The sequence below is a fragment of the Vibrio sp. 070316B genome (assembly GCF_013114115.1).
Taxonomy (GTDB): Bacteria; Pseudomonadota; Gammaproteobacteria; order Enterobacterales; family Vibrionaceae; genus Vibrio; species Vibrio chagasii_B.
The window spans coordinates 1-20,375 of the sequence record NZ_VTYC01000040.1; the positions used below are offsets into that span (position 1 = coordinate 1).

General features: G+C 45.1%; 27 protein-coding genes. 20 read left to right on the forward strand and 7 right to left on the reverse strand.

Annotated features, from left to right (window positions below; translation table 11 throughout):
• Positions 1-99: 99 nt before the first annotated feature.
• From F0251_RS21560 to F0251_RS24500, 5 genes are all read right to left on the reverse strand, one after another.
• Complete coding sequence (locus tag F0251_RS21560; RefSeq protein ID WP_171731770.1) at positions 100-612, reverse strand: hypothetical protein; 513 nt, start codon at positions 610-612, stop codon at positions 100-102.
• Between the two features lie 11 nt (positions 613-623).
• The gene (locus F0251_RS21565) at positions 624-860 is read right to left on the reverse strand and encodes a hypothetical protein (protein ID WP_171731771.1); all 237 of its coding nucleotides are present in this window, start codon (positions 858-860) and stop codon (positions 624-626) included.
• 9 nt (positions 861-869) lie between these two features.
• Positions 870-1,055 (reverse strand): hypothetical protein, encoded by a 186-nt coding sequence (locus F0251_RS21570; protein ID WP_171731772.1) that lies wholly within the window; start codon positions 1,053-1,055, stop codon positions 870-872.
• Between the two features lie 50 nt (positions 1,056-1,105).
• Positions 1,106-1,843, reverse strand: a complete 738-nt coding sequence (locus F0251_RS21575; protein WP_253821648.1) for a hypothetical protein — start codon at positions 1,841-1,843, stop codon at positions 1,106-1,108.
• Between the two features lie 421 nt (positions 1,844-2,264).
• Positions 2,265-2,564, reverse strand: a complete 300-nt coding sequence (locus tag F0251_RS24500; protein WP_253821649.1) for a hypothetical protein — start codon at positions 2,562-2,564, stop codon at positions 2,265-2,267.
• Positions 2,565-3,039: 475 nt separating this feature from the next.
• Between F0251_RS24500 and F0251_RS21585 the strand changes: the two genes are divergently transcribed.
• The 4 genes from F0251_RS21585 to F0251_RS21600 are packed head-to-tail and all read left to right on the forward strand — an operon-like array spanning position 3,040 to position 4,274.
• Positions 3,040-3,327 (forward strand): hypothetical protein, encoded by a 288-nt coding sequence (locus tag F0251_RS21585; RefSeq protein ID WP_171731774.1) that lies wholly within the window; start codon positions 3,040-3,042, stop codon positions 3,325-3,327.
• A 43-nt stretch (positions 3,328-3,370) separates the two neighbouring features.
• Complete coding sequence (locus tag F0251_RS21590) at positions 3,371-3,778, forward strand: hypothetical protein (protein WP_171731775.1); 408 nt, start codon at positions 3,371-3,373, stop codon at positions 3,776-3,778.
• Between the two features lie 14 nt (positions 3,779-3,792).
• A complete protein-coding gene (locus F0251_RS21595) occupies positions 3,793-3,969 on the forward strand; it encodes a hypothetical protein (protein WP_171731776.1) in 177 nt (58 codons plus the stop codon).
• Between the two features lie 11 nt (positions 3,970-3,980).
• Positions 3,981-4,274, forward strand: coding sequence for a hypothetical protein (locus F0251_RS21600; protein WP_171731777.1), 294 nt, complete (start codon positions 3,981-3,983; stop codon positions 4,272-4,274).
• 248 nt (positions 4,275-4,522) lie between these two features.
• Here the strand turns inward: F0251_RS21600 and F0251_RS21605 are convergent, their stop codons facing one another.
• Positions 4,523-4,819 (reverse strand): hypothetical protein, encoded by a 297-nt coding sequence (locus F0251_RS21605; protein WP_152471438.1) that lies wholly within the window; start codon positions 4,817-4,819, stop codon positions 4,523-4,525.
• A gap of 1,042 nt (positions 4,820-5,861) precedes the next feature.
• Positions 5,862-6,374 carry a hypothetical protein gene (locus F0251_RS21610; protein ID WP_171731778.1) on the reverse strand — a complete coding sequence of 171 codons (513 nt, stop codon included), beginning with the start codon at positions 6,372-6,374 and terminating at the stop codon, positions 5,862-5,864.
• Positions 6,375-7,174: 800 nt separating this feature from the next.
• Between F0251_RS21610 and F0251_RS21615 the strand changes: the two genes are divergently transcribed.
• From F0251_RS21615 to traF, 16 genes are all read left to right on the forward strand, one after another.
• Complete coding sequence (locus F0251_RS21615) at positions 7,175-7,480, forward strand: LuxR C-terminal-related transcriptional regulator (protein WP_241906938.1); 306 nt, start codon at positions 7,175-7,177, stop codon at positions 7,478-7,480.
• A 135-nt stretch (positions 7,481-7,615) separates the two neighbouring features.
• Entirely contained in the window at positions 7,616-7,798 is a 183-nt protein-coding gene (locus F0251_RS21620) for a TraY domain-containing protein (RefSeq protein WP_102353101.1), read from the forward strand.
• A 347-nt stretch (positions 7,799-8,145) separates the two neighbouring features.
• Positions 8,146-8,520, forward strand: coding sequence for a hypothetical protein (locus tag F0251_RS21625; protein WP_102353120.1), 375 nt, complete (start codon positions 8,146-8,148; stop codon positions 8,518-8,520).
• 186 nt (positions 8,521-8,706) lie between these two features.
• Positions 8,707-9,012 carry a type IV conjugative transfer system pilin TraA gene (traA, locus tag F0251_RS21630; RefSeq protein ID WP_102353102.1) on the forward strand — a complete coding sequence of 102 codons (306 nt, stop codon included), beginning with the start codon at positions 8,707-8,709 and terminating at the stop codon, positions 9,010-9,012.
• Between the two features lie 18 nt (positions 9,013-9,030).
• Positions 9,031-9,333 carry a type IV conjugative transfer system protein TraL gene (traL, locus tag F0251_RS21635; RefSeq protein ID WP_102353103.1) on the forward strand — a complete coding sequence of 101 codons (303 nt, stop codon included), beginning with the start codon at positions 9,031-9,033 and terminating at the stop codon, positions 9,331-9,333.
• A gap of 9 nt (positions 9,334-9,342) precedes the next feature.
• Positions 9,343-9,912: a type IV conjugative transfer system protein TraE gene (traE, locus tag F0251_RS21640; RefSeq protein ID WP_102353104.1), complete on the forward strand. Its 570-nt coding sequence runs from the start codon at positions 9,343-9,345 to the stop codon at positions 9,910-9,912.
• Positions 9,909-10,652 (forward strand): type-F conjugative transfer system secretin TraK, encoded by a 744-nt coding sequence (gene traK, locus F0251_RS21645; RefSeq protein ID WP_102353105.1) that lies wholly within the window; start codon positions 9,909-9,911, stop codon positions 10,650-10,652. The genes traE and traK overlap by 4 nt, the downstream gene beginning before the upstream one ends.
• Positions 10,642-12,102 carry a TrbI/VirB10 family protein gene (locus F0251_RS21650; RefSeq protein WP_171731779.1) on the forward strand — a complete coding sequence of 487 codons (1,461 nt, stop codon included), beginning with the start codon at positions 10,642-10,644 and terminating at the stop codon, positions 12,100-12,102. The genes traK and F0251_RS21650 overlap by 11 nt, the downstream gene beginning before the upstream one ends.
• A gap of 9 nt (positions 12,103-12,111) precedes the next feature.
• Complete coding sequence (traV, locus tag F0251_RS21655; protein WP_102353107.1) at positions 12,112-12,474, forward strand: type IV conjugative transfer system lipoprotein TraV; 363 nt, start codon at positions 12,112-12,114, stop codon at positions 12,472-12,474.
• 2 nt (positions 12,475-12,476) lie between these two features.
• A complete protein-coding gene (traC, locus tag F0251_RS21660) occupies positions 12,477-15,038 on the forward strand; it encodes a type IV secretion system protein TraC (RefSeq protein WP_171731780.1) in 2,562 nt (853 codons plus the stop codon).
• Between the two features lie 55 nt (positions 15,039-15,093).
• Entirely contained in the window at positions 15,094-15,384 is a 291-nt protein-coding gene (locus F0251_RS21665) for a TrbI F-type domain-containing protein (protein ID WP_367613555.1), read from the forward strand.
• Between the two features lie 8 nt (positions 15,385-15,392).
• On the forward strand, positions 15,393-16,061 hold the full coding sequence (gene traW, locus F0251_RS21670) for a type-F conjugative transfer system protein TraW (RefSeq protein ID WP_102353110.1): 669 nt from the start codon (positions 15,393-15,395) through the stop codon (positions 16,059-16,061).
• A gap of 2 nt (positions 16,062-16,063) precedes the next feature.
• Positions 16,064-17,077, forward strand: coding sequence for a conjugal transfer pilus assembly protein TraU (traU, locus tag F0251_RS21675; RefSeq protein WP_102353111.1), 1,014 nt, complete (start codon positions 16,064-16,066; stop codon positions 17,075-17,077).
• An 89-nt stretch (positions 17,078-17,166) separates the two neighbouring features.
• Entirely contained in the window at positions 17,167-17,865 is a 699-nt protein-coding gene (gene trbC / locus F0251_RS21680; protein ID WP_171731782.1) for a type-F conjugative transfer system pilin assembly protein TrbC, read from the forward strand.
• Between the two features lie 34 nt (positions 17,866-17,899).
• The gene (gene traN, locus F0251_RS21685; protein ID WP_102353121.1) at positions 17,900-19,591 is read left to right on the forward strand and encodes a type-F conjugative transfer system mating-pair stabilization protein TraN; all 1,692 of its coding nucleotides are present in this window, start codon (positions 17,900-17,902) and stop codon (positions 19,589-19,591) included.
• A gap of 3 nt (positions 19,592-19,594) precedes the next feature.
• The gene (traF, locus tag F0251_RS21690; RefSeq protein ID WP_171731783.1) at positions 19,595-20,362 is read left to right on the forward strand and encodes a type-F conjugative transfer system pilin assembly protein TraF; all 768 of its coding nucleotides are present in this window, start codon (positions 19,595-19,597) and stop codon (positions 20,360-20,362) included.
• Positions 20,363-20,375: the final 13 nt, after the last annotated feature.

Sequence of the window (20,375 nt, forward strand, 5' to 3'; positions counted from 1 at the left end):
AATCGAACAAGAAGGCACAGTGCTCTTGGGTATCTAAGCCCAGTTAACTTTGAAAAACAATATGTCGCTTAATGCGGTGTCCAGTCTTACTGGAGCAGATCAAAGTGTTTTAAGAGTTTTTGTTAGCTTTTCCGAACTTTCTACTTGCTCCGTTATAGTCTCGATACGTTGAGATAAAGCATTTTTTTCTTCAATTAACTCTTTTAGCTCTTGAATCGTGCTTTCAGACTCAAGTTTAGTTTCAACTAATTCGCTTTTTTGGCTTTCAACGACAGAAAGAGCCTCGGTGATCTCAGTCTGTTGATTAATGGATTTTTCATGTGCAGAAGATATGGATTGCTTCAACTCTTCAACGAGTTCTTTGCCCTCTTCGACACTCTTTACTATCTCTTGTATTGCTTCAAACTGCGACGTAGCTTTATTCTTAATTTCAGCTGTTTTTCTTTGATTCCCAACTGTCTTAGAAAAGTGCTCCGGTGCGGTTTTCTCTAATGTAGATAAAGATAACTGTGCTTTTTCTAACTCACCACCAAGCTCATTTACCCGTTTCCATAAATGATCTTTTTCTTCATTAATTAGGCGTTTCAACCGATCTTCTGATGTTTCCCACACAAATTTTTTCCTTAACAACGTTTTAGTGTTCTATCGTGATACTTCATTGTTGCCGCACCAATAGACACTGTGCTTACAGCAAAGAAAGCAAACCAACGATAATTTAGATATTTGGTTACGGCTGATAATGCATCGGTTGGTACTGGTGCTGTCCACGCAACAATGAAGCTGATTACGCTACCTAACATAAGAGCAACGGTAATAATTATTCCTGCTTTAATTTTCCAATCAAAGAACTCAAAAAACATGATGTATTTTTATCCCTTTTGTTCGTTGTCTTTGTTTGGTAGGCCATTCACGGCGTCTAAGTCACGCTGTTCCCCTGCCTTTGCTATCCGTGATAACTGGCGTTCGGACTTACCCCAACGTTTTGCGATTTCTTCAAACTTCCAACCTTTAGCGTTTGCTATAAGTTGAAACTCTGTAACATTTCTACCTATCATATATGTCTAGTTCATTCCAATTTAATTACCTGTCAAATATGTCCAGCTTACTAATCACCAGCATTTCGATTCTCAGGAGCTAACAACGACTCAAAACGTTCTAAGTTTTTGATATTACACTCTTGATTGAATTTTTCTTCAAACCCTAACACTGTAATAAGCTCTCGTTTAGAAGTGGATAGTAAGTAAATAGCGTCCGTGTGCTCATTGAACATTTTTAGAAGAAACTCAATAGCATCAACTCGGTTTCGAGTGGATCTACCTTTCCATGCAGGCTCATGATGGAATAAACGATTCCTGAACTTATTTAATGCTCCCATTTTCTGAAATAATGTATTGAGTTTAACTCTCTTCTCTCTAGCGTTCGGGAAACACTTATCCAACTGTGTTTGCCATAGGTTATGGTCTCTATTGCGAGGGTTGTTGTAGTCTCGGTGTAACATGTGAACCCAAAATCCGAACGGTAATCGAGAAACAAGATCGTTACTGGTATATCGAGCGCCTACATCCTTTAAACACTGGTGTTCTGCAAAATCGACTTGTTTTCGAGACTCTTGACTTAGAGGAATTCGCTTATACCATTCATCATCTTCAAAGCATTCTGTTGCTGATTTATGGATTGAATTTCTCAACGTCACTTCAAGTAACTGAACTACTGAGAAAAACTGAGACATTATACTTTGCATCGCCATATAAACGGCTATCAACTCACTATCAGATTTACAGTCGAGCACCTGACGATAGGTCTCTAGTTTTTCTGTAGAAAGTCCTTGCTTGATCTCTTCCAAATCCAAATTATTTGCCCTCTGTATCAAGGTTGTGTATTATTAGACACAACTGAGGTTAATCCTCTTGTTGTGATAGCCCTGTCCTCTTCCGCTGGAAACAGTATTGACAACAGGTAGCGAGTTTAAGAGCCACCCTTTCGAGGGTGGCTCACTTGTTTGTAGCTAATAAAAACACACTACATACACCCGTCATATATGTCTAGCATATTTTAAAAAGCCATATCTGCAATTGCTAGCATACTCACAGTATCTGTCTCTATAAGTCTTAACGTGGTTTTAAGGCTCTTATTTCCAAGCATCAAATGGATAGTCGGAACGTCTACTCCATGACGTTTAAGCCTTACAGAAAACGTTCGTCTACCGCTTAGAATACTAGGCTGATCGATACCAGAATCATCCAACAATCGTTTGATGTGATTATTTAAAGCATTACAGTGGTAAGTAGTATTACCTTTCTCTGTAGTTCTATGCTTGATTTTAAAATGGTCGCCATTCCTACGCTTAAAGAATGGTTCATCAGCATCAAAACCGTTGTATAGGTCGGGATGATCACCATCTTTTTACGCCTCTCGATATAGCTCTTGATTAGGTTTTGTAACTTAATGTTCGACAGGTAAAAGTCTCGGCTCACTTCGCCTTGGACAGAAAAGCATTTTGCCAGTTGTCCGTTCTTCTTAACAATATCTCGAACCTGTACGCGACAAATTTCTAGCGTACTCATGCCACTACCGAGAAAGAACCCCATTAAACAAGCGCTAAGCTCTGGCTCTGGTGTTTGTGTAATAACTTTAAAGATCCAAGTTTTGTCTTTGTCCTAGATGAGCGTTGGTAGTGCCATGTGTGCAATTTCCTGTTTTACATGAAGAAACACACACGCTAACAGTGGATTGTACATAGATCAGTGATCTAGGTACTGGTGTTATTAGCTTTGGGGGAAAACGGGTAAAGCACAAGATGTGGTGTTACCGGTTCGTGCAAAAGCCACTAGATAGAGTGGTGGTAAACTTTCGCTTCACCCTTGGTCAGTTTTGCCAAAAGTTTACCACCGCTTAAAAAAGCCCTAGAAAACAACTAGGCGAAAAGCGCCTAAATCACTTGCAATATAGGCGAATTTCGCCTAACATGGTGTTTGTCGGGGGCACACAGAAAGCCACTCGGAACGAGGGGGCTAGTTGATGCCTCGATAAAGGTTCTGAATGAAACTTAAAGATGTAGCAACCATCAAGACAAATTTTCCAGAAGCTGACTTTTGGATCACGCGTCGAGGCTCTTTAACAACCGTTGGCACTCCTGTTCATGAATTTAATCGTGAACACATAGGGATCAAGGTGGAGAACACACAGTTCTTATTATCGCGCTTCCTGTTCATTTGCTTTGAGTCTTTGCACTTAGAAGGGCGATGGGGGGAGGTGGCCAACGGCACACTGAGCTTGGTTAGCATCAAGGTTTCGGACGTTCGAAATATCGAGCTACAACCGAGATAATAGATAGGGGGCGAACAGCCCCCTTTTATTTAAGTGAGACATTATGCAAATCACCATACCAACCATTGAAGAGCAACAACGACAAATCGTAGCCGATGGCATTAATAAAGCCATTAAACAACTACAAGCGAACATCGATGCGCCTGTCTTCGCGCCTCAAACAGAGCGCGATGAGGCCAAATACTCAAACGCGCATCTATTGGATAAGGCCCGTTATGAGCCGCCACACCCTGACATCGTGGGCGCGTACTTTCGCCACTTTCAGTCTTTGATGGCCGACTATCACTCAGATAAAAAGCTGGCCGCGTTATTGGGGGTTTCATCAGATCGCCGCATTCGTGAATTTAAGCAAGGCAAAGCAGCAGTCCCTTATGAGATATGGGATCGCTTTATGGTCATGACAGGCCGCAAGCCACAAACCATCATTCCAGTAATGGGGTATTTGGGATAGAGAAGGGGAACAACATGAACCAAAAAACGCGCATGCTGACGATGACAACCTTGTGTGTATTGAGCCTGTTAGGGGGTTGGGTCAGTCGCCAATTTTATGCAGAAACGGGCCTAGTCATTGGGTCATTAGGCACTTTTTCACTGTTGGTATTGGCTTTGATTGCGGCAGGCAAAATCAAGCTGTCACGCTAAGGAAAAACAAAATGTCACGACCATTATTAGACGATGCAGTGTTAAAGCTCATTGATGCCAAGCTTGCTCTCAATGGCCACGTTACCAGTGTCGATATTTACCGTCACTTGGGGTTAAGCCGACAAAAAGTAAGTAAGGTGTTTAAAGACTATCTCGCAGCTAATCCCGACTCGATGCACTACGTTCCTGCAAAAAGAAAGTACATGGCCAGTCAGTCATTCAAACCGTGTTTCCTTGGGGATGTCCCAGCGGGGGTATATGTGGATGCGTTAACGATGGTATTTGGGGTGTTTGAAAGTGATTAACTTTCGCCTCGCGGAGCTCGTTGAGGGCTTCGCATCTTGATAACTATTCGCTCGTTCCTTACGAAAGTTCCCGCACTGCGAACCATGACCATGCTTTCCATTAAGACGGTAAACGGCTCAAACCTGTGCGTCAAAGCGAAGCGTTCTAGCTTGCTAGATTGTCCACAAATTTGAGCCGCTTAGTGTCTAGCGGGTAGGCGCAGCCGTAGGGCAGCATTTCGCCCTGTCATTGAAAGAATCCAATAAGGTTAACGAATATTTTTAAGGTCACACGACTCTGTGCCAGGTGGGATCATCACCTGGTGGTCCCCACCTACCATATCCAATTTGTATACCATTAACCCACTCCCGAAGATAATCACTTCTGCTTCATTGATTCTGTCGTCACGCACGTAAGCTTTTTGGTTGGGCGCTTTGCAAATCAACTTGCAACCTCCTGCCGAGCAGTCCACTTTTTGTTTGGCCACCAAGCCCCCATTTTGAGTGTTTTGGGCTAAGACAGGCGTTGAGGCCAACAGTAGGCCGACCATTAAGATTTTTTTCATATCACGTTACCGTTTTTCATTTGGATTATTCACCGAATCAATACGTTATCATCACACTGTTCATTCATCCAGTATAATCGTTTATAAAATGGCTTTTTTTTCATCGATAACGGTCACGCAAGGTCAACGGAGCTTTTGTGTTTACCGCTTGGTTGATAACTGTTGATTTGCCTCATTCTAACTTCTGCCACTAACGTTCCACTTAATCATTTCAGCAATGAATAGGTGGCAATTTAAGTTAAAAATAAGAAAACCGATCATTTTGAGGTTTAGAGAGGAAATATCCGCTGAAACAAAATCCTGCTACAACTCGTTAACATTCGCCAAGATTCTGTAATTAACTTTCAAGCGGGAATTGGTGAGTATCGAGAGGGAAGTTGGGTGATTTCTGCCATTCCGTAGCGATTAGAGAATGGAGCCTGCAAAAATCACCCTAATTTGGCCTATTTAACATATTCTACACAATACACACCAACAATAACCGTGCGGTAAAAAAATATATAAGCGTCTTATTATTTTTTAATTGAACCGCTCGGCGCAATCCCGTAGCTGGCGCAGCCAGTCGAAGGGTGAGCAAGCGGAATATCACTAATCTTTCTCTATGGCACTGCCACTGTAAAGCTATTTTCTTATAGATCGATCAAGCAGAACATGCGTACATAACTGACGGGCAACGCTTCGGCGTTGCTGTGTCGGATTTGTGTGATGGATAACTATTCGTTCGTTCCTCACGAAAGTTACCCACACTCAAATCAGGCGTGGCTGATCTTGTTAATTAATTCTTATATCTATTAATTCTTATGTTTTGGTTACAACTAAATCTTTAGGGTTCCCTATTATAGAATCTTTATGGATTCATACTTAATAATCTGTAGGGGGTGGGTGAATCATGACTTTTTGATGACTTGTGTCATGAATTAGGAGAGTTTAGGGGGGGGGAATTGGTGTGTGGAATGAGGGTTGTGTGACTTGTATCACATGCGTTTTATTAAGGATGTGGCGAGGCCTACCGAGCCAACGGTATAAGATTAATTCTGTATGCTTATTCAGGTGGTGAGTAGTCTTCCCATTCTGGTTGATAAGAACCAGGTGAGCTTGTTGTATGTGATTCTCTAAGTAATTGCTCTACATGCTCTACTCTTGAATTGATGTTTGCTTGTTGAGTTTGGTTTTCTTTCTTCTGCTTTCTCAAATTGCGGTTGAGCATTGCTTGGGCTTTGCTGTAGAAGAGGCCAAACTTCTCAAGGACAAATTCATATTTATTAGCTATTTGTCGCGGTGCAGATTCGCCGTCAATTTGGATAAACTGAGGGGTAGAGATAAGTAAACCTAGCTCTTTTGCTTTCTTAATAAGAGTTGTGATGTGGTTGGGGCAATAGCCAGTTCTTTTGGATAGCTGCTGACGATTTGGGAATGCACATTGATTATGGACGTTAAAGAACGTCGCTATGCCAGCAAGTAAGTTTTTTACTTCTCGCGGAATAGACTCATTCATTAGAACTGCGTTTTCTAATTGATGATGATGAGTGAGGAGGTTTAGGTTATCTGTAGACATAAGACAAGCCTCTATCACAGCTATTCAATGTCATAATACTTGGGCATTGATTTGCTTTATAAAGATAGAAGAGTCTTGAGTGTTTAGAGGCTCTAGTAGAGCTCGGTGATATAGTTTTCATTTTTGATTCCGATAGATTTTTAGGTTTGTTTAGATTGAGAGTCCAAACAATGAATTTTTAATGTACATAAAATTTGTGAAAAGATCAAACATCTTGAATTTTAGATACAAAAAAGCCGCTAGCTATCGGAACTAACGGCTTTTTGCAAGTGCTATATAGTTAGTTTCTCAGGCTAACACACTCTAGATCTTAAAAAATACACTACATAGTAGACTATGTAGTAGCGTGCTATGTAATGCACTTTTACTTTAAGAACGTGCGAAGATGATAGCAACAATGCGTCATCTTGTAAAGTGTGATAGCGGTTTAAAGTGAATCAAAACTAAGTGGTTTTATATTAACTTTTTTGTTGGAAGGTTTGAAGATATCCCCAGTCTCTAAATCTATTTTATAACCCTTTGTTATCCAACGACTGACTTCTGATGCACTTATGTGAGAGTTGTCTTTTAAGAATAGTTTTTGGTTCCCATGGGCGGAGCCATATCGACTATTTATGTATGTCAGAAAAGATATGTTCACTACTGTTCACTGTTTTATGGAAATCTAACTTGTTAGTTTACCACTTCTTATACCGCCAACAATAAACGCTCCGCCCTAAAACTTCTAATTAGTTCCCATATCACAAATTTTACATATATGTATATTTAGCGCTTTTGTATATTTTACAGAAGTGTAAAATATGACATTCCTAACACTAACAGCAAGTAGTTTCTGCTTTAAGCGTATGAATGATTTAAAAAATATTGGTAGGTTCAATTACCTGTTCCCTGAGCTTACTTGTAAGCAATACAAGGTATTGGAAATGTATGCCTCTGGTGCTCCCCAAAAACAGCTAAGTATTCAGCTTGGTATTTCAACTGACACTGTTAAAGAGCATCTGTCCTTGATTAAGAAGAAGTTGGGCTGCCAAAACACACTGGAAATACGTTACGTGTATTTAACCAGGGTTATGGCTGTTATAGCTGCGAAAGTGGCGAGTTTATGAGTGTTACCCCCCCTTTTTGGGGGGTAACTAAACTTTATAAATTGCAATACCATGCAATCCAACGTGATTCATATCAGTTTGTATTACTTTGATCTGATTCATATGTAATTTGATTTATTTCATTATGGAAAATCTATGAAAAATCAAGAAAAAGTAAGTATTACAGTTGTGCTTACAGGCGAGTCAGCCAAAAGATTTAAGATTGCTGTCGAGAAGTCTGGCCGCACGAATCGCTCAGAGGCTAGATTGCGGATGAAAGATCATTTAGAGCAATTTACAGAGATATCTTCGATAGGCTCTCGTGTAGAAAGAAAATAGTATCGAGATTCTGTCGGTATTCGAAATTTAGCCTTAGAAATGAGGCTTGAAGGTAGGCTGCCTTCACTAATGCAGAAAGCGCCGCAGAGGGGCGCAGGTGTGCGTAATATACCTAAATAAATTCAGGAGCCTTATCTGGGGCGATGTCCAAAGCTATTTTTCTATTTAATTAAGCGTGCTTGTTGAATGGTTTAGTAGGGTTACTTGGGAGTACCAGACACCACACCTTTGAGTGTGTGCATTCTACTACAAGAATGAACAAGCCAGTTTGTAGCACGGCTCTTGTAAGAGAGCCCATTGTTTTGTTTGAAAACAAAACAATGTTCTAGGAAGGAAGGAGTGCGAACTTGCAAATTATATACGGCTATTGTGATGGTTGCGATGCGATTAGTTTGTTAGGACGTTTTGTCGAACAAGGTGATTTTATCGCTGTAAAACAGCTTGGACCCGTTGGGGGAGAGCATGTTGCGTTCGCAGCCTTGCTATCTAACAGCATGCGATTTTCATTGCCTTTTGATTGGAATGGAGCTCATTTTGTTGCTGTCCAGAAACAGACGCAATCAGTTAACTGCCATACCTCTAGTAATTCAATTAATGCTAGGAAAAAGCGTTATCGTAAAGTCAATAACATCATAGTGACACCTAAAAATTGGAGACAGCACGTGAGTCGTAATCGTGGATTAAAGTATGCGAGCGAGTCATTGTCTTCTTTAGCTTCATAATGGTACGCAAGCACGTTTTCGACGTTTAGTTTGCATGTTTCATCCCATTCGTATCTACATCTTTTTAAACCAATCCGCATTATGCACTTAATTCACCTTGGTGAATTAAGTGCATGTTTATATGCCAAATTTGGCAACCATCGCCCGTAAGGGCTTATTTATCTATGAAAATAAGGAATTTTGCGTATGCAAATTAATAGCACTTATCACGCCTCAGGGCGTGTTTTACTTCTTCTCTGCGTTGCGGCTGTGTGTGTATTGGCCGCTGAGCCAGCCATGGCTGCGGCTACGGATTTATTTGCTTCCGGCAAAGATATGGTAAAGAAAAACGCCGGTGACGACTCGGGTATTGAAACCGCAATGCTTGGTTTTTCTGCGTTGAGCGCAGCAGTGGTGGGTATCACGTCTCGTAACTGGTTTGGTGCGGTCGGCGGCTTTGCCGGGGGCATGATGTTCTGGGAAACGGTGAAACCGCTAGTCGGGTTGGCCTAACACGGAGGCGGCGTAGCCATGAATATTAATGCGCAGTATTACTCGATACCCAAGTACCTCAATTCGGGCAAACGGATGTGTGGCTTACCTCGTGAAGAGCTTCTTCCGGCGCTGTGTATCTTCGTACTCGGCTTTTTTGCCAAACATTATGCCATTGGCTTTGTGTTAGCGGCTGCATGGTTTATGGGGCTTCGGTACATAAAAACCCAATACGGTGAGCACATCGTCGCTTATGCCCTTTATTGGTGGGGCAGCGCATCGATAAGTCGCTTGGTGTTTCAGCATACGCCGCCTTCGATTAAGCGTTATTGGTTGTCTTAAGGAAAGTGAATGGAGATTTCAAACAAAAAAGACCTATTGGCTATGAGCAAATTGCTCAATGTGTTCTTGGCAGTCGGTTTTTTGACCGCCAGCCTTACTAGCGTTGGGTTAGGCGGCGCTCTTGCCTACCTGTCGTTAAAAGAGAGCCGAACATTAGTGCCGCCAACTCTGTCTCGCGCGTTTTCGGTATCTAATGGCGACGTTGACGAAGCGTATTTGTCATTGATGGGCAGCTATTTTTTGCACCTTAAATATGACATCACGCCTGCTAGTGTCTCTCGTCAGTACGGTTTGTTGCTCGATTATGTGCCAGCCCCGTATTGGGCAGATATTCAGCCCGTTTTGGTTTCGGACGCCGAGCACATTATCGAGAGCAACGTATCTAGCCGTTTTATCCCAGACAGAGATGGCACGTTAGTAGCGTTGGAGTCGATGCAATTTAAGCAATCAGGCACTCTTTACAAAAGTGTTGGTGACCGAGATCTGGCGCCAGAGCCTGTAACTTACGTGGTTCAGATGGCCTATCCGAATGGTGTGCTTGAGCTCGTTGGTATCAAAAAAGAAGGAGTCCAAATGTGAGACGTTTTTTCATTATGGTGCCGTTACTTGCGGCACTTTCGAGTCCTGGCGTGCTAGCTGACATTGTTGCAAAGCGGGTGATCGACTTTACCGACGGTGACACTATTCCTATCTCGCTCTCATCGCTAAACATTAATCGATTGATGGTCAAAGGCGATAAAATTGTTAACATCACCTGTCCTAGTGGCTTCTGTACTACTACGGCTAATCAAAAAGATAAAACAGGCTCAGTTTCACTCAAAATTAACATTCGACTGCCGTTTAATGTACATGTAACGACCCAAAAAGGACGTGTTTTCTCACTGTTTGTGAGTCCGAAGTCGACGCCGTCGGTAGTGACTGAGTTTGCGCCGAGTGATGCCGATAGGCTTCGCCCGTCTGTATTTGAACGAGAGTTTGATTATCCAACGGCGCTCGCGCAGTTCACAAAAAAAATGATGCTCTGGCAGCGAGACTCTACGCCGATTGATGGGTTCTCTGTCCATCCGGTCGACCCAAGTACGTTAGATGATAAGTCAGGCGACTTACCGTTAACCCCTCAAGTGGTGTTTGTCGGGCAAGATTATTCGGGCATCATTTATGATGTACATAATCGTTCAAGTAACACGGTCGTGTTAACCACAGCTCAGTTTTATAGTTACGCGGCGCGAAGTGCAGCGCTTGATTCGTTGACGCTCGCTCCTGGCGAGCATACTCGCTTGTATTTAGTTACAGGGGGAGGAGTCAGCGATGTTCGATAAAATCAAAGCGCGTTTTTTTGATGACAAGGACGGCGATTTTGAACACGGCGGCGACATTAATGCTGAGACGACCAAGCGTAATAAAAATCTGACGACGGTGGTGATGATCACGCTTTTGGCTATCGTTCTCGGGGTTTATCAGTATACCCGCCCTAAAGTTGTTACGACAGCCCCAGAGAAAACCGTGACCTTTGGGGCTATTGTCGATAAAGATTTCACTGATAAGGATAACCAGTCGGCTTTGTCTCAGCAGCAACAATTGATAGCGACACTCACAAAAGATCTTCATGATCTCAAAGACAACATGACACGTCTCGAAAAAGATACTGATCAGCGTATAGAAAGTGCAAAAGACGATACCGCCTCACTTGTTGAGGTGAGGGTGCGTCGTGAGATGCAAGAGACGGTCGATTCGCTGCAAGCCAAAATCACAGAGTTGGAAACAAAAGTGCCGCGAGCTTCTGGTAATAAGGGAGGCGAAGATGGCAATTGGCAGGGGGCCCCCGAAACCTTTGGTCAAGCCAAACTGCCGCCTCGTCCCATTCCAACATCAGAAAATAATCCTGATATTGATAGCATGGCTTATTCCGATAGCCAGCAACGTGCGTTTATGCCATCTCAGTTTGACAGTACGGATTTTTCGTGGGCTGAGGAGGTGATACCGGTGAAACGCACTGTCGACAACTATGTGCCTACTGGTACTTTTGTGACCGCAGTGGTGACCGGAGGGGCCGACGCGAATGCTGGCGTATTGGGCCAAGGAGACACAACCCCTGTGGTACTGCAAACGCTTAATGAAGGCATTTTACCAAATGGTAAAAAATCCAAGCTGAAGGATTGTACTGTCACAGGTGCCACCTATGGAGAAATATCTTCTTCGCGTGGCATCGTTCGTACTAATCGTATGAGTTGTATCCTCGATAACGATGAGATATTGGACGTGGCGGTCAAAGGTACTGTGTTTAACTTTGGGCGTAATGGAATACGCGGCACTACCATTTTGAAAAACGGTAAAGTTGTACAAATGGCCGGTTTAGCGGGGATTTTAACGGGGTTAGGAGAAGCGGGTAAAGGTCTATCAGAGACGACGTCAACGTCGGCACTAGGCTCCACTACAAGCGTTTCTGGTGAAGATATTGGATTAAATCTACTTGGTAACGCGTCCGCGTCTGTTGGTGCGAAACTGGCAGACTATTACATTGGCTTAGCAGAGATGTACCACCCGATTGTCGAAATCAATCCTGGTGCCATAGTAAACATTGTATTCCTAGAAGGCTTTCCCCTTGACCCCATAGCGGCTGCTGAGTACGAGGAAGCTCAAGCCGAGACAAATCAGTCTCAATCTAATCAAGTCATGGAGGTGATAAGTAGTGTCACCCAAAATCCATTAGCTAAACAAATCAGTGCGCAAGGCATTCAAGTGCCACCGTCGCCGTTTGGCCATCAATAAGGAGGCGCTATGCGCATATGTTGGGTGTTATTGCCCTTACTTTTAGGCGGCTGCGCTGCCGGTCTTGGTGAAGATTTTAGTTGTACCCAAGTGGGCGGAGTGCCTGGATGTACCACTATGGATGAGATACGTCGTCAGCCTTTTGTGGCAGAGGCGAAAACGCCCACTCAGGCCCCGAACAATGTGTTTTTGACGTTGCCAAGACGAGATAGACAAGGAGTGCCGGCACGCACAGACGATGTAGTAAAAAAAGTCACGGTTTTTCCGTTTGTTGATGTTCTAGGTCACTACGTTGATACCACAGATATTTACGTGATATTGGATGAAAGTCGCTGGACAGGACGACCACCTAAGGCTATTTGGAAGGATTGACCATGCTTAGAAAACGCTTAAAAGGATCGGCTTCATTGGGCCTTGATGCGCTCATAAAAGATGCCAACCGACATCAAAACCATTTACACCATGAGTTGCCTTATCGTGAGTTTGATGCTGAACGTCAGCTTTTTCATAATCGCAGTTCACGTGGTTTTGCGCTTAAGTTGTCAGTGCTTGGTGGTGCAAACGACGAATTAGTGGTTTCACTCAATAAAATGGTGATGGATTTTCCTCAAGGGGATAAGTGGGATTACCAGTTATCAATGTTTGGTCATCATCGTGTGGCGCATTATTTGGCAGCGAATAGTGAGGCGATGGCTCAACGTGGTGGAATTTGTCGACGCTTGGCTGAGGAAGAGGTGCGCTATGCGGGATTTTCTGCTGCCCATGGATTTTTCCATCGTCAGAGACATCGGTTTGATTTGCGTGATTACGAGGCGTACTTCTTTGTATCGACTACAGAGAAAAAGGACGACAAACTTGATGATGTTCGTGCGGCGATGGAAACGGTACTGCTGCAATTGGGGGTTGAGACTGAACGGGTGACACCTGAGGTATTGGTAACGTTTGCCGGTGACATCCTTAACTTCGATGCCGCACAAGACCGGCCTCAAACGCGAGAATATAACCCTTTCGATCCGATTAACCGTCAAGTTCTGTCGCCTGATACTGAAATGCTTATGAAACGTGATCACATTGCGACACGTTTTACCAACTCAAAAGGAAAAGAGACTCGTGGGCGTACTGTATGTTTGGGGTTGGCACGCGCCCCGACTGATTTTCGACTTTATGCCATGCCCGAAGCGTTCGCCTCGATTCGCAATGTAGCTAAGATGCTAACTTGTCCTCATGTATTGACCTTGAGCTTTCGCCACAACGTCACGGGCAACTTCGAGCATGAGAATAACAAAAAAATCAGCGATTTGACCAAAACCTTGAAATCACCGATGGCGATTCTCTCACCGACAGCCGGCGATGAACTCGAAGAACGTACTGCCCTGCAGAAAGGGCTAGCTGATAAGGCGATCACCGTTTGCTCGATGGTATTAAACTTAACTTTGTTTACTAACAAGGAGGAGCAACGCCGTGACGTGCAATCAGCTAAAGAGGCATTTTCGGCGACGGGGCTTGATATCAAAGAGCAAATTATGATGCAAAGCCAAAGTCTGCTTAGCGCCTTACCGTTTTTGATGAGCGAAGGACTTTGGGAAGACTGCGGCCGCGCGGGACGCATCCGTACTATGAAAAGCGCCAATGTGGTCAATTTCTTCCCTATGGTACTCGATTTTAAACGGTTAGTCAGTGGTATGTTGTTGCCCACGATGCGCGGACAAGTGTCGTTTTTCGACCCCTTTCACTGTGGCAGTGACAACAAAAATATCGCATTGACCGGCGGCTCTGGTGCGGGGAAAAGCTTTTTTACTCAAGGTTTAGTTCGCAGTGTGTACGCCAAGGGGGGGAAATGTTGGATCTTAGACAAAGGGGATAGCTACAAGAAGTTGACCTTGATGCTTGGAGGCTCATACCTTAACCACAGCAATATATTCTTAAACCCGTTTACTCATTTAGACCAACTTCAAAGCCACACGCCTAGCGAGTGGGATGACGGCGAGCGGGTTGATCCAATGAAAGAGGCGCTCAGTAACATAACCGCGCTTTTTGCAACCATCGCCTCACCGCACGCTGAGCTAGAAGGGTATCAGACAGCTGTACTTGGAGACGCTATCTTAAGAGCCTGGGAGCAGCATGGCACGGCCACACAAGTGGACAACGTGCAAACGCAATTATTTGATTTGGCAATAGAGCATGGTAATGACCGACGTATTCGCGATATTGCCGTACAGCTCAATAAATATTGCGCTAACGGTGTGTATGGAGACACGTTTAATAAACCGTCGATGCTAGATCCCAATGTCGATATCACCACATTAGAGTTGGAAGGGTTTCCCGAAGATGTGTTGCGCCCCGTGGTGTTTGCGCTGATTGTGTCTATTAACCAACAAATGTACCTATCAGGCTCACGCTCGACGCCGAAGATGTGCATCATCGAAGAGGCGTGGAGTTTAATGTCTGGTACCAATGCGCAAACCCGTACCTTTATCAATACTGGTTATCGTACAGCCCGTAAGTTTGGGGGCTCATTTTGTACGGTGACTCAAGGGATTGGTGATTTCTTCGTGAATGAAGAGGCACGTGCCTCTTACGATAACTCGGACATTCACATTACTTTGCGACAAGGCGAAGGTTTTGAGAAGTTCTTACAAGATAACCCTAAGACCTTCAACGAGATGGAACAAGGGATCATAAAAAGCTTTCCTCGGGCGTCGGATGCGGGATACAGCTGCGTACGCATCAAAGCCGGCGGTCACACCACCTATCATCGCGTGTTTTCTGACCCATTTACGAGGGCTTGTTACAGCACTGAAGCCAACGAGTTTGAATATTGTGACAACCTTGTAAAAGAAGGGATGGACACCCTAGACGCCATCGAAGCCACGGCACAGCATTTCTATGGGCAAGAAATTTCTGATTATCAGCGCGCGCTCTCTCAACAAATATAAGGAACTTCTCATGATGCATGAGTTACAACGCCTGTTCAGCGTGTTGTGTTTAAGTGTGGCCGCTTCGGTTGCCACTACTTGGGCGCTAGACACGCCGCCACCTCTGGTCAGTTTTGATGTCAAAAGTACCTTAGACGAATACCACAGAACCTTACTGGCATCGTCCTTGACGGTTCCAGAGCAAGCCGACAAATTGGCTGCTTTTGCCGAGGTTATGAACGAAGAAGTGGCGCGTTACGCCAAGGCGCACGGTCAAGTCGTCTTGGTTAGTGCGGCGGTGGTCGATGGGACGCCGGATATTACCAACCACGTCCAACAAGCTATCGTTGAACGCTATCAAAAATAGGAGGTACGATGCGAAATCTCTCTTACGTTTGGCTGCTGGCAACATTATTAGCAGGGCCTTTGGTAGCCAAAGATCTTGGGCGTGTGGGGCCGGTCTTTCCTATTGGAGAAATTGATATGCTGAGCTGGATTGAAGCTCGCCTGAGAAATTTTGAGCAAAACGGTAAGTTGGAGCAAATGCAAAATGCGTTTGCTGAGCAAGTTAAACAGAGTGTGGAAACGCCACCGCCACTTGCTTTGAGCACTACCACCGAGCCCAAAACATATTTAGTCGACCCCAGCATTGTAGTGCCGAAGGATTTAATGGACGCACAAGGACGTGTGTTTGCCAAAGCGGGCACGCGGGTGAATCCTTTTGATACGGCTACTTGGCCAAGTGAAGCTCGTTTACCTAAGTTTGAGTACCGTAAAGCCTTAGTTTTTTTTGATGCGCGGGACGCGCGACAATTGGCTTTTGTCCATGCGCTTACACATGAAAAACCCCTGTTATATGTGTTGACCGGTGGCAGTCCGAATCAAGTCGCGAAGCAACTTGGTCAACGCATATACTTTGACCAACAAGGGACGCTGAGTGACAAATTGCGTATCCAAGCCGTGCCGAGCCTGGTTGAACAATCGGGAAAGGCGTGGCGCGTGCAAGAGTTTGATGTTCAGCATCTTCTCCCTCTTGAGGAGTGACCATGACCCCTTTTCGTTTTTGGCGCGCGCTAGTGCTGTGCCTGCTTTTACTTGGTTCATCTAGCGCCACCGCCGGTGGTGCGGCGTGCGTGAGTCGTTTTATCAACCCTATTACCGATGTATGTTGGAGTTGTTTATTCCCCATGACACTCGGCTCTGTGCCCCTCATTCCGTCGGCTTATCCTGACACTAACAACCCCGCTTCCCCGATTTCTTTTTGCCCCAAACCGCCACCCATTTTTATGCAAATTGGGCTCAATATCGGCTATTGGGAACCATACGCTCTGACTGACGTTACAAGGGTGCCTTACTGCATGGTTAACATGGGGATGCAATTATCGGGTGCGAATCAACAAAGGCTTGGTGGGCGAAGCACCTCACGCGAATCCGCGTCGAGTGATGGAGGGTTTTATCATGCTCACTGGTACAAATACCCACTGATTTATTGGCTGCAATTGATGCAATCTGCCGCCTGTATGGCGACTGATAATTTTGATGTAGCGTATTTGACCGAAGTCGACCCCTTATGGAATGACGATGAGCTGGCGTTCATTTTAAACCCAGAGGCCATCTTGTTTGGTAACCCCATCGCACAATTGGCTTGTATTCCTGAGTCCATCGCGACCACCACAAATCTTTCCCTACCATTTGATTTTCTTTTTTGGTGTTTGGGTTCTCAAGGTAGCGCTTACCCGTTAACGGGTAATACGAATTACCGTGATACCCCCATCCAAGCGGGTACCCTGATTATGGAGCGGCTTAATTACAAGCTGCACCGGCAAGGTATGGTATGGGAGACGCGAGGAGAAGACGGGGCAATCTGCTATCAGTACCCAACGCCAATTTTACCTAAGTCTCGATATCGCTATCAAATGAGTGCGCCTATTACAGATGCCGCCTGGTGTCACCCCTACACCACGACGACCACTATTTGGGAGATGGGGCATGATAACCCGACTACGGGCGATAACTTTGGTTTTGTTCAGTGGCGCAAGCGAAATTGCGTATTTCTTTAATCTGAGCTCGCTTTTGGCGGGGTAGGCTTGCCTGCCCTGTCAAAAGGAGTACCACGCTTGCGTGGAGCTTTTATTTCTTTGAGGTATTTATGTCTCCTTTTTTCCCTGTATTAGCCATGGTTGCCTTGTTTGTGACGACCTCGTCTCACGCATACACGCAAGAAGAGCTTGAAGCTTTCAGAGAGCTTGAAGCTTCTATGCTTGAAGCGCCCGTTTCTGAGGATGTAGTGCGTACTGTCGAATCTCAATATGAAGCAAGTAGTGAGTATTCATCCAAGGCGAAAGAGATGGCTCTGTTTTGGCAAGAAAAATTAAGACCTCAACATCTAGAACGGGTAATTGATATTCCTGAGCCAAAACAAAATCCCAATGCAGCCCCTACGGGAGTGATGGTGTTTGTTTCGCTCACTATGCCAGATGCCACTTTACGTGCCTTGCTCAAACAAAGCGCGCAGTGGCAAGTGCCTTTGGTAATACGTGGTGTTCTACCTGGCGGCTTTCTTGAAACCGCTAAGCGCATTCAATCATTACTGAAAACCCAAACACCTGGTGAACCGATCCAGAGCGGGTTTGCCATTAACCCTGAATGGTTTCGCACCTTTGAGGTGACCGAGGTGCCGACCTTCGTTGCGGTTAAACCTGGACGATGCCTACCCAAGCATACTTGTTTGGACACCGACTTTGATCGTCTGACGGGGAACGTTTCGCTGCCTGACGCTCTCAACTTATTGGCCGAAGGTGATAATCCTGAGGTAGTACATCCGTTATTAAGGAAAGGCTATGAATAGGACGTTCTTTTTGAGTTTGCTTGCTCTATTGGCCATGATAGGTTCGCCGTCGTCCGTTCAGGCCGATGCGCAGGGCGATAAATACTACGACAACGTCGAGTGGGTGAAAAATGCACAGCAAGCGATCCCTGCCAGAGCTCAAGGCAAGTTAAATGCGAGCGACTACTGCGCTGAGCCTGGATGTGATCGTAAAATCGCGAGGCCAGAGGAAGCGAACCTGACCGACGGCAATATGACGTCGAAAAAGCAGTCGGCGATGTACAGCAACGCCGAAGCACAAGCCGTCAAAAGTAGCTTCGATCAAGGTCGTCCAGAGGTGAAAAGCGATCCCGCTTATGAGTTTGCACTTATCGCTCAAGATAACGCTTATGAGATTAGTCACGGTATTTCTAACCAGTACGTCGATTGCGATAACGCCACTCAGTGCACCATAGATTATATCCCTAAAATATGTCGCCAACCTACTAACAGCAATGTGCCTTGTACGAAAAGTCCTGCGTTCACAGTAGTAACCTCTCCTGTGATTTACACTTGTCGCCCTGGTTGGTCACGAAGCGGGCATATGTGCCGTCGCACAGTCACAGAGTGTCGCTATGACTCCAGTAACTTTGTCAGTCTAGGGGGCTGTGTTTGGAGAAGTGATACGTGGCGTTGGAACGGACGTAATGTATCGCCGTCAGGATTTTCTTTGGGGGCGTATCAGCGTGAACACCTAACCTCATGTGGACGCCATAGAGAAACTACAATAACGACTTATGGGATTTGCGGTCCTGTTCCTCAAAGTGAGCGTGCTGCACTATCTTGCCGTTCTGGCTTTACGCTTTCAGGTGGGAATTGCATAAAAAACACCGTTCGATGGACAACTCATTGTTCGCTACTAAAAGAATGCAAGGTGACCTCTCAGCGCTGTATTGAAGGTAGAGCTACCCGTCGCATCAATGGTATACCGACCACGCTCAACTGTTGGAAGTATCAAGTCAATCATCGATGTACTCGAACGAACACTTGTAATGCGTTGCCTGCTAACTGCACAACCACCGCCACTCATTGCAGCGCAAAACAAAAAGGTGTTTGCATCGAGCAAGAGCTGAGTAAGTCCTGCCCTCAAAAACGTTGTAGTACCACTAATCTTATGTGCGGCGAAGATAGTTTTTGTCTAGATGGCGATTGCTACGGTGAGATGCCTACTACGTCGACCGAGTTTAATGAATCCGCAGCAGCGCTTGCGGCATTAGCTAAAGCGGCCGAAGGATTGGGCGATCCACCTAAAATATTCACCGGTCAGGGCCAAACATGCAGTAAGAAGATCGCGGGTATTGCCAACTGCTGTAAAGATGGGGGGTGGGGTACGGATGTCGGGCTCGCCAGTTGCAGTGAGCAAGAGAAGGCGCTCGGCAAAGCTAAGGAGGATAAATTAACCATATATTTAGGTAGTTATTGTGCCGAAAAGATACTCGGTAAGTGTATTCGTAAAAAGCAAGCTTACTGTCTGTTCGATAGTTTATTGGCCCGCATTGTTCAGCAGCAAGGCGTTCAGGGGCAATTGGGCCTTAGTCTAGGTACGCCAAGGGCGCCTGAGTGTGGGGCTATTACCCCTGAGCAAATGCAGCAAATCAATTTTGAAGACATCGATTTTTCAGACTTTTTTGCCGAGATGAACAGCAATACTGATTTACCTTCATCCCGAGAGATTCAAGAGCGGATTTCAAGTGCTATGGGAGGATAAAAAATGACACACATTACACGCACTTTGCTTGCGTTGACCTTGCTCTATGGGGGCAGCGTGCAGGCAAGCCAGTCCCCCCTCGGCTGGAAGTGGTATAACGAGCCGGTGGTTAAACCGGCCTCCAAAAAAACGCCCCCTAAGCCCATTCCACCCAACCAAACCACAAGGGTGATGAGCGCGACTGAGCAAATGGATTGGTTTCATCAGACCTACAAAGAAGCTCTCAACGACGCCACCATAAATTCTAAAGACGAAGGCAAGCTAAAAACAGTAATGCAGCTTAACCAGTTCATTGGTGAGCGTACCAGTGAAACGGGCATGACGTTCAAAAAGGTGCTGCATGCTAACCCTGAGCTTTCTTATCTAAAAGATCGCCCCGCCGAATTTGCCGCACGAGGAACTTATCATCAATTAGAGCGAGAGAAGAAAGTTGCGGCATTAGCACACATGCGTGAAGCAGGATGGGGTTTTTTCTTTGTCTATGACGGCCAAGATGCCCTCAGCCAGCAACTGGCACCATCAATGCAAAGCTTTGCCGATACTCACGGGATTGAAATTTTAGGTCTGTCTCGCGACCACACGTTTGTGTCTGGCATTCGGGAAAACCGAGTGAACGACAACAAAGTTGAGGTGCCTTTTTCGCCTGCTCTGATTTTAGTTAACCCCAACACTGGTGAGATGAAACCGTTGGCGTACGGTTTTATCTCTCAAACTGCGTTGTTAGGCCGTTTTTATAACGTAGCTAACGATTATCAAACCCCCGATTTTTAAGGCAGCGAATGCT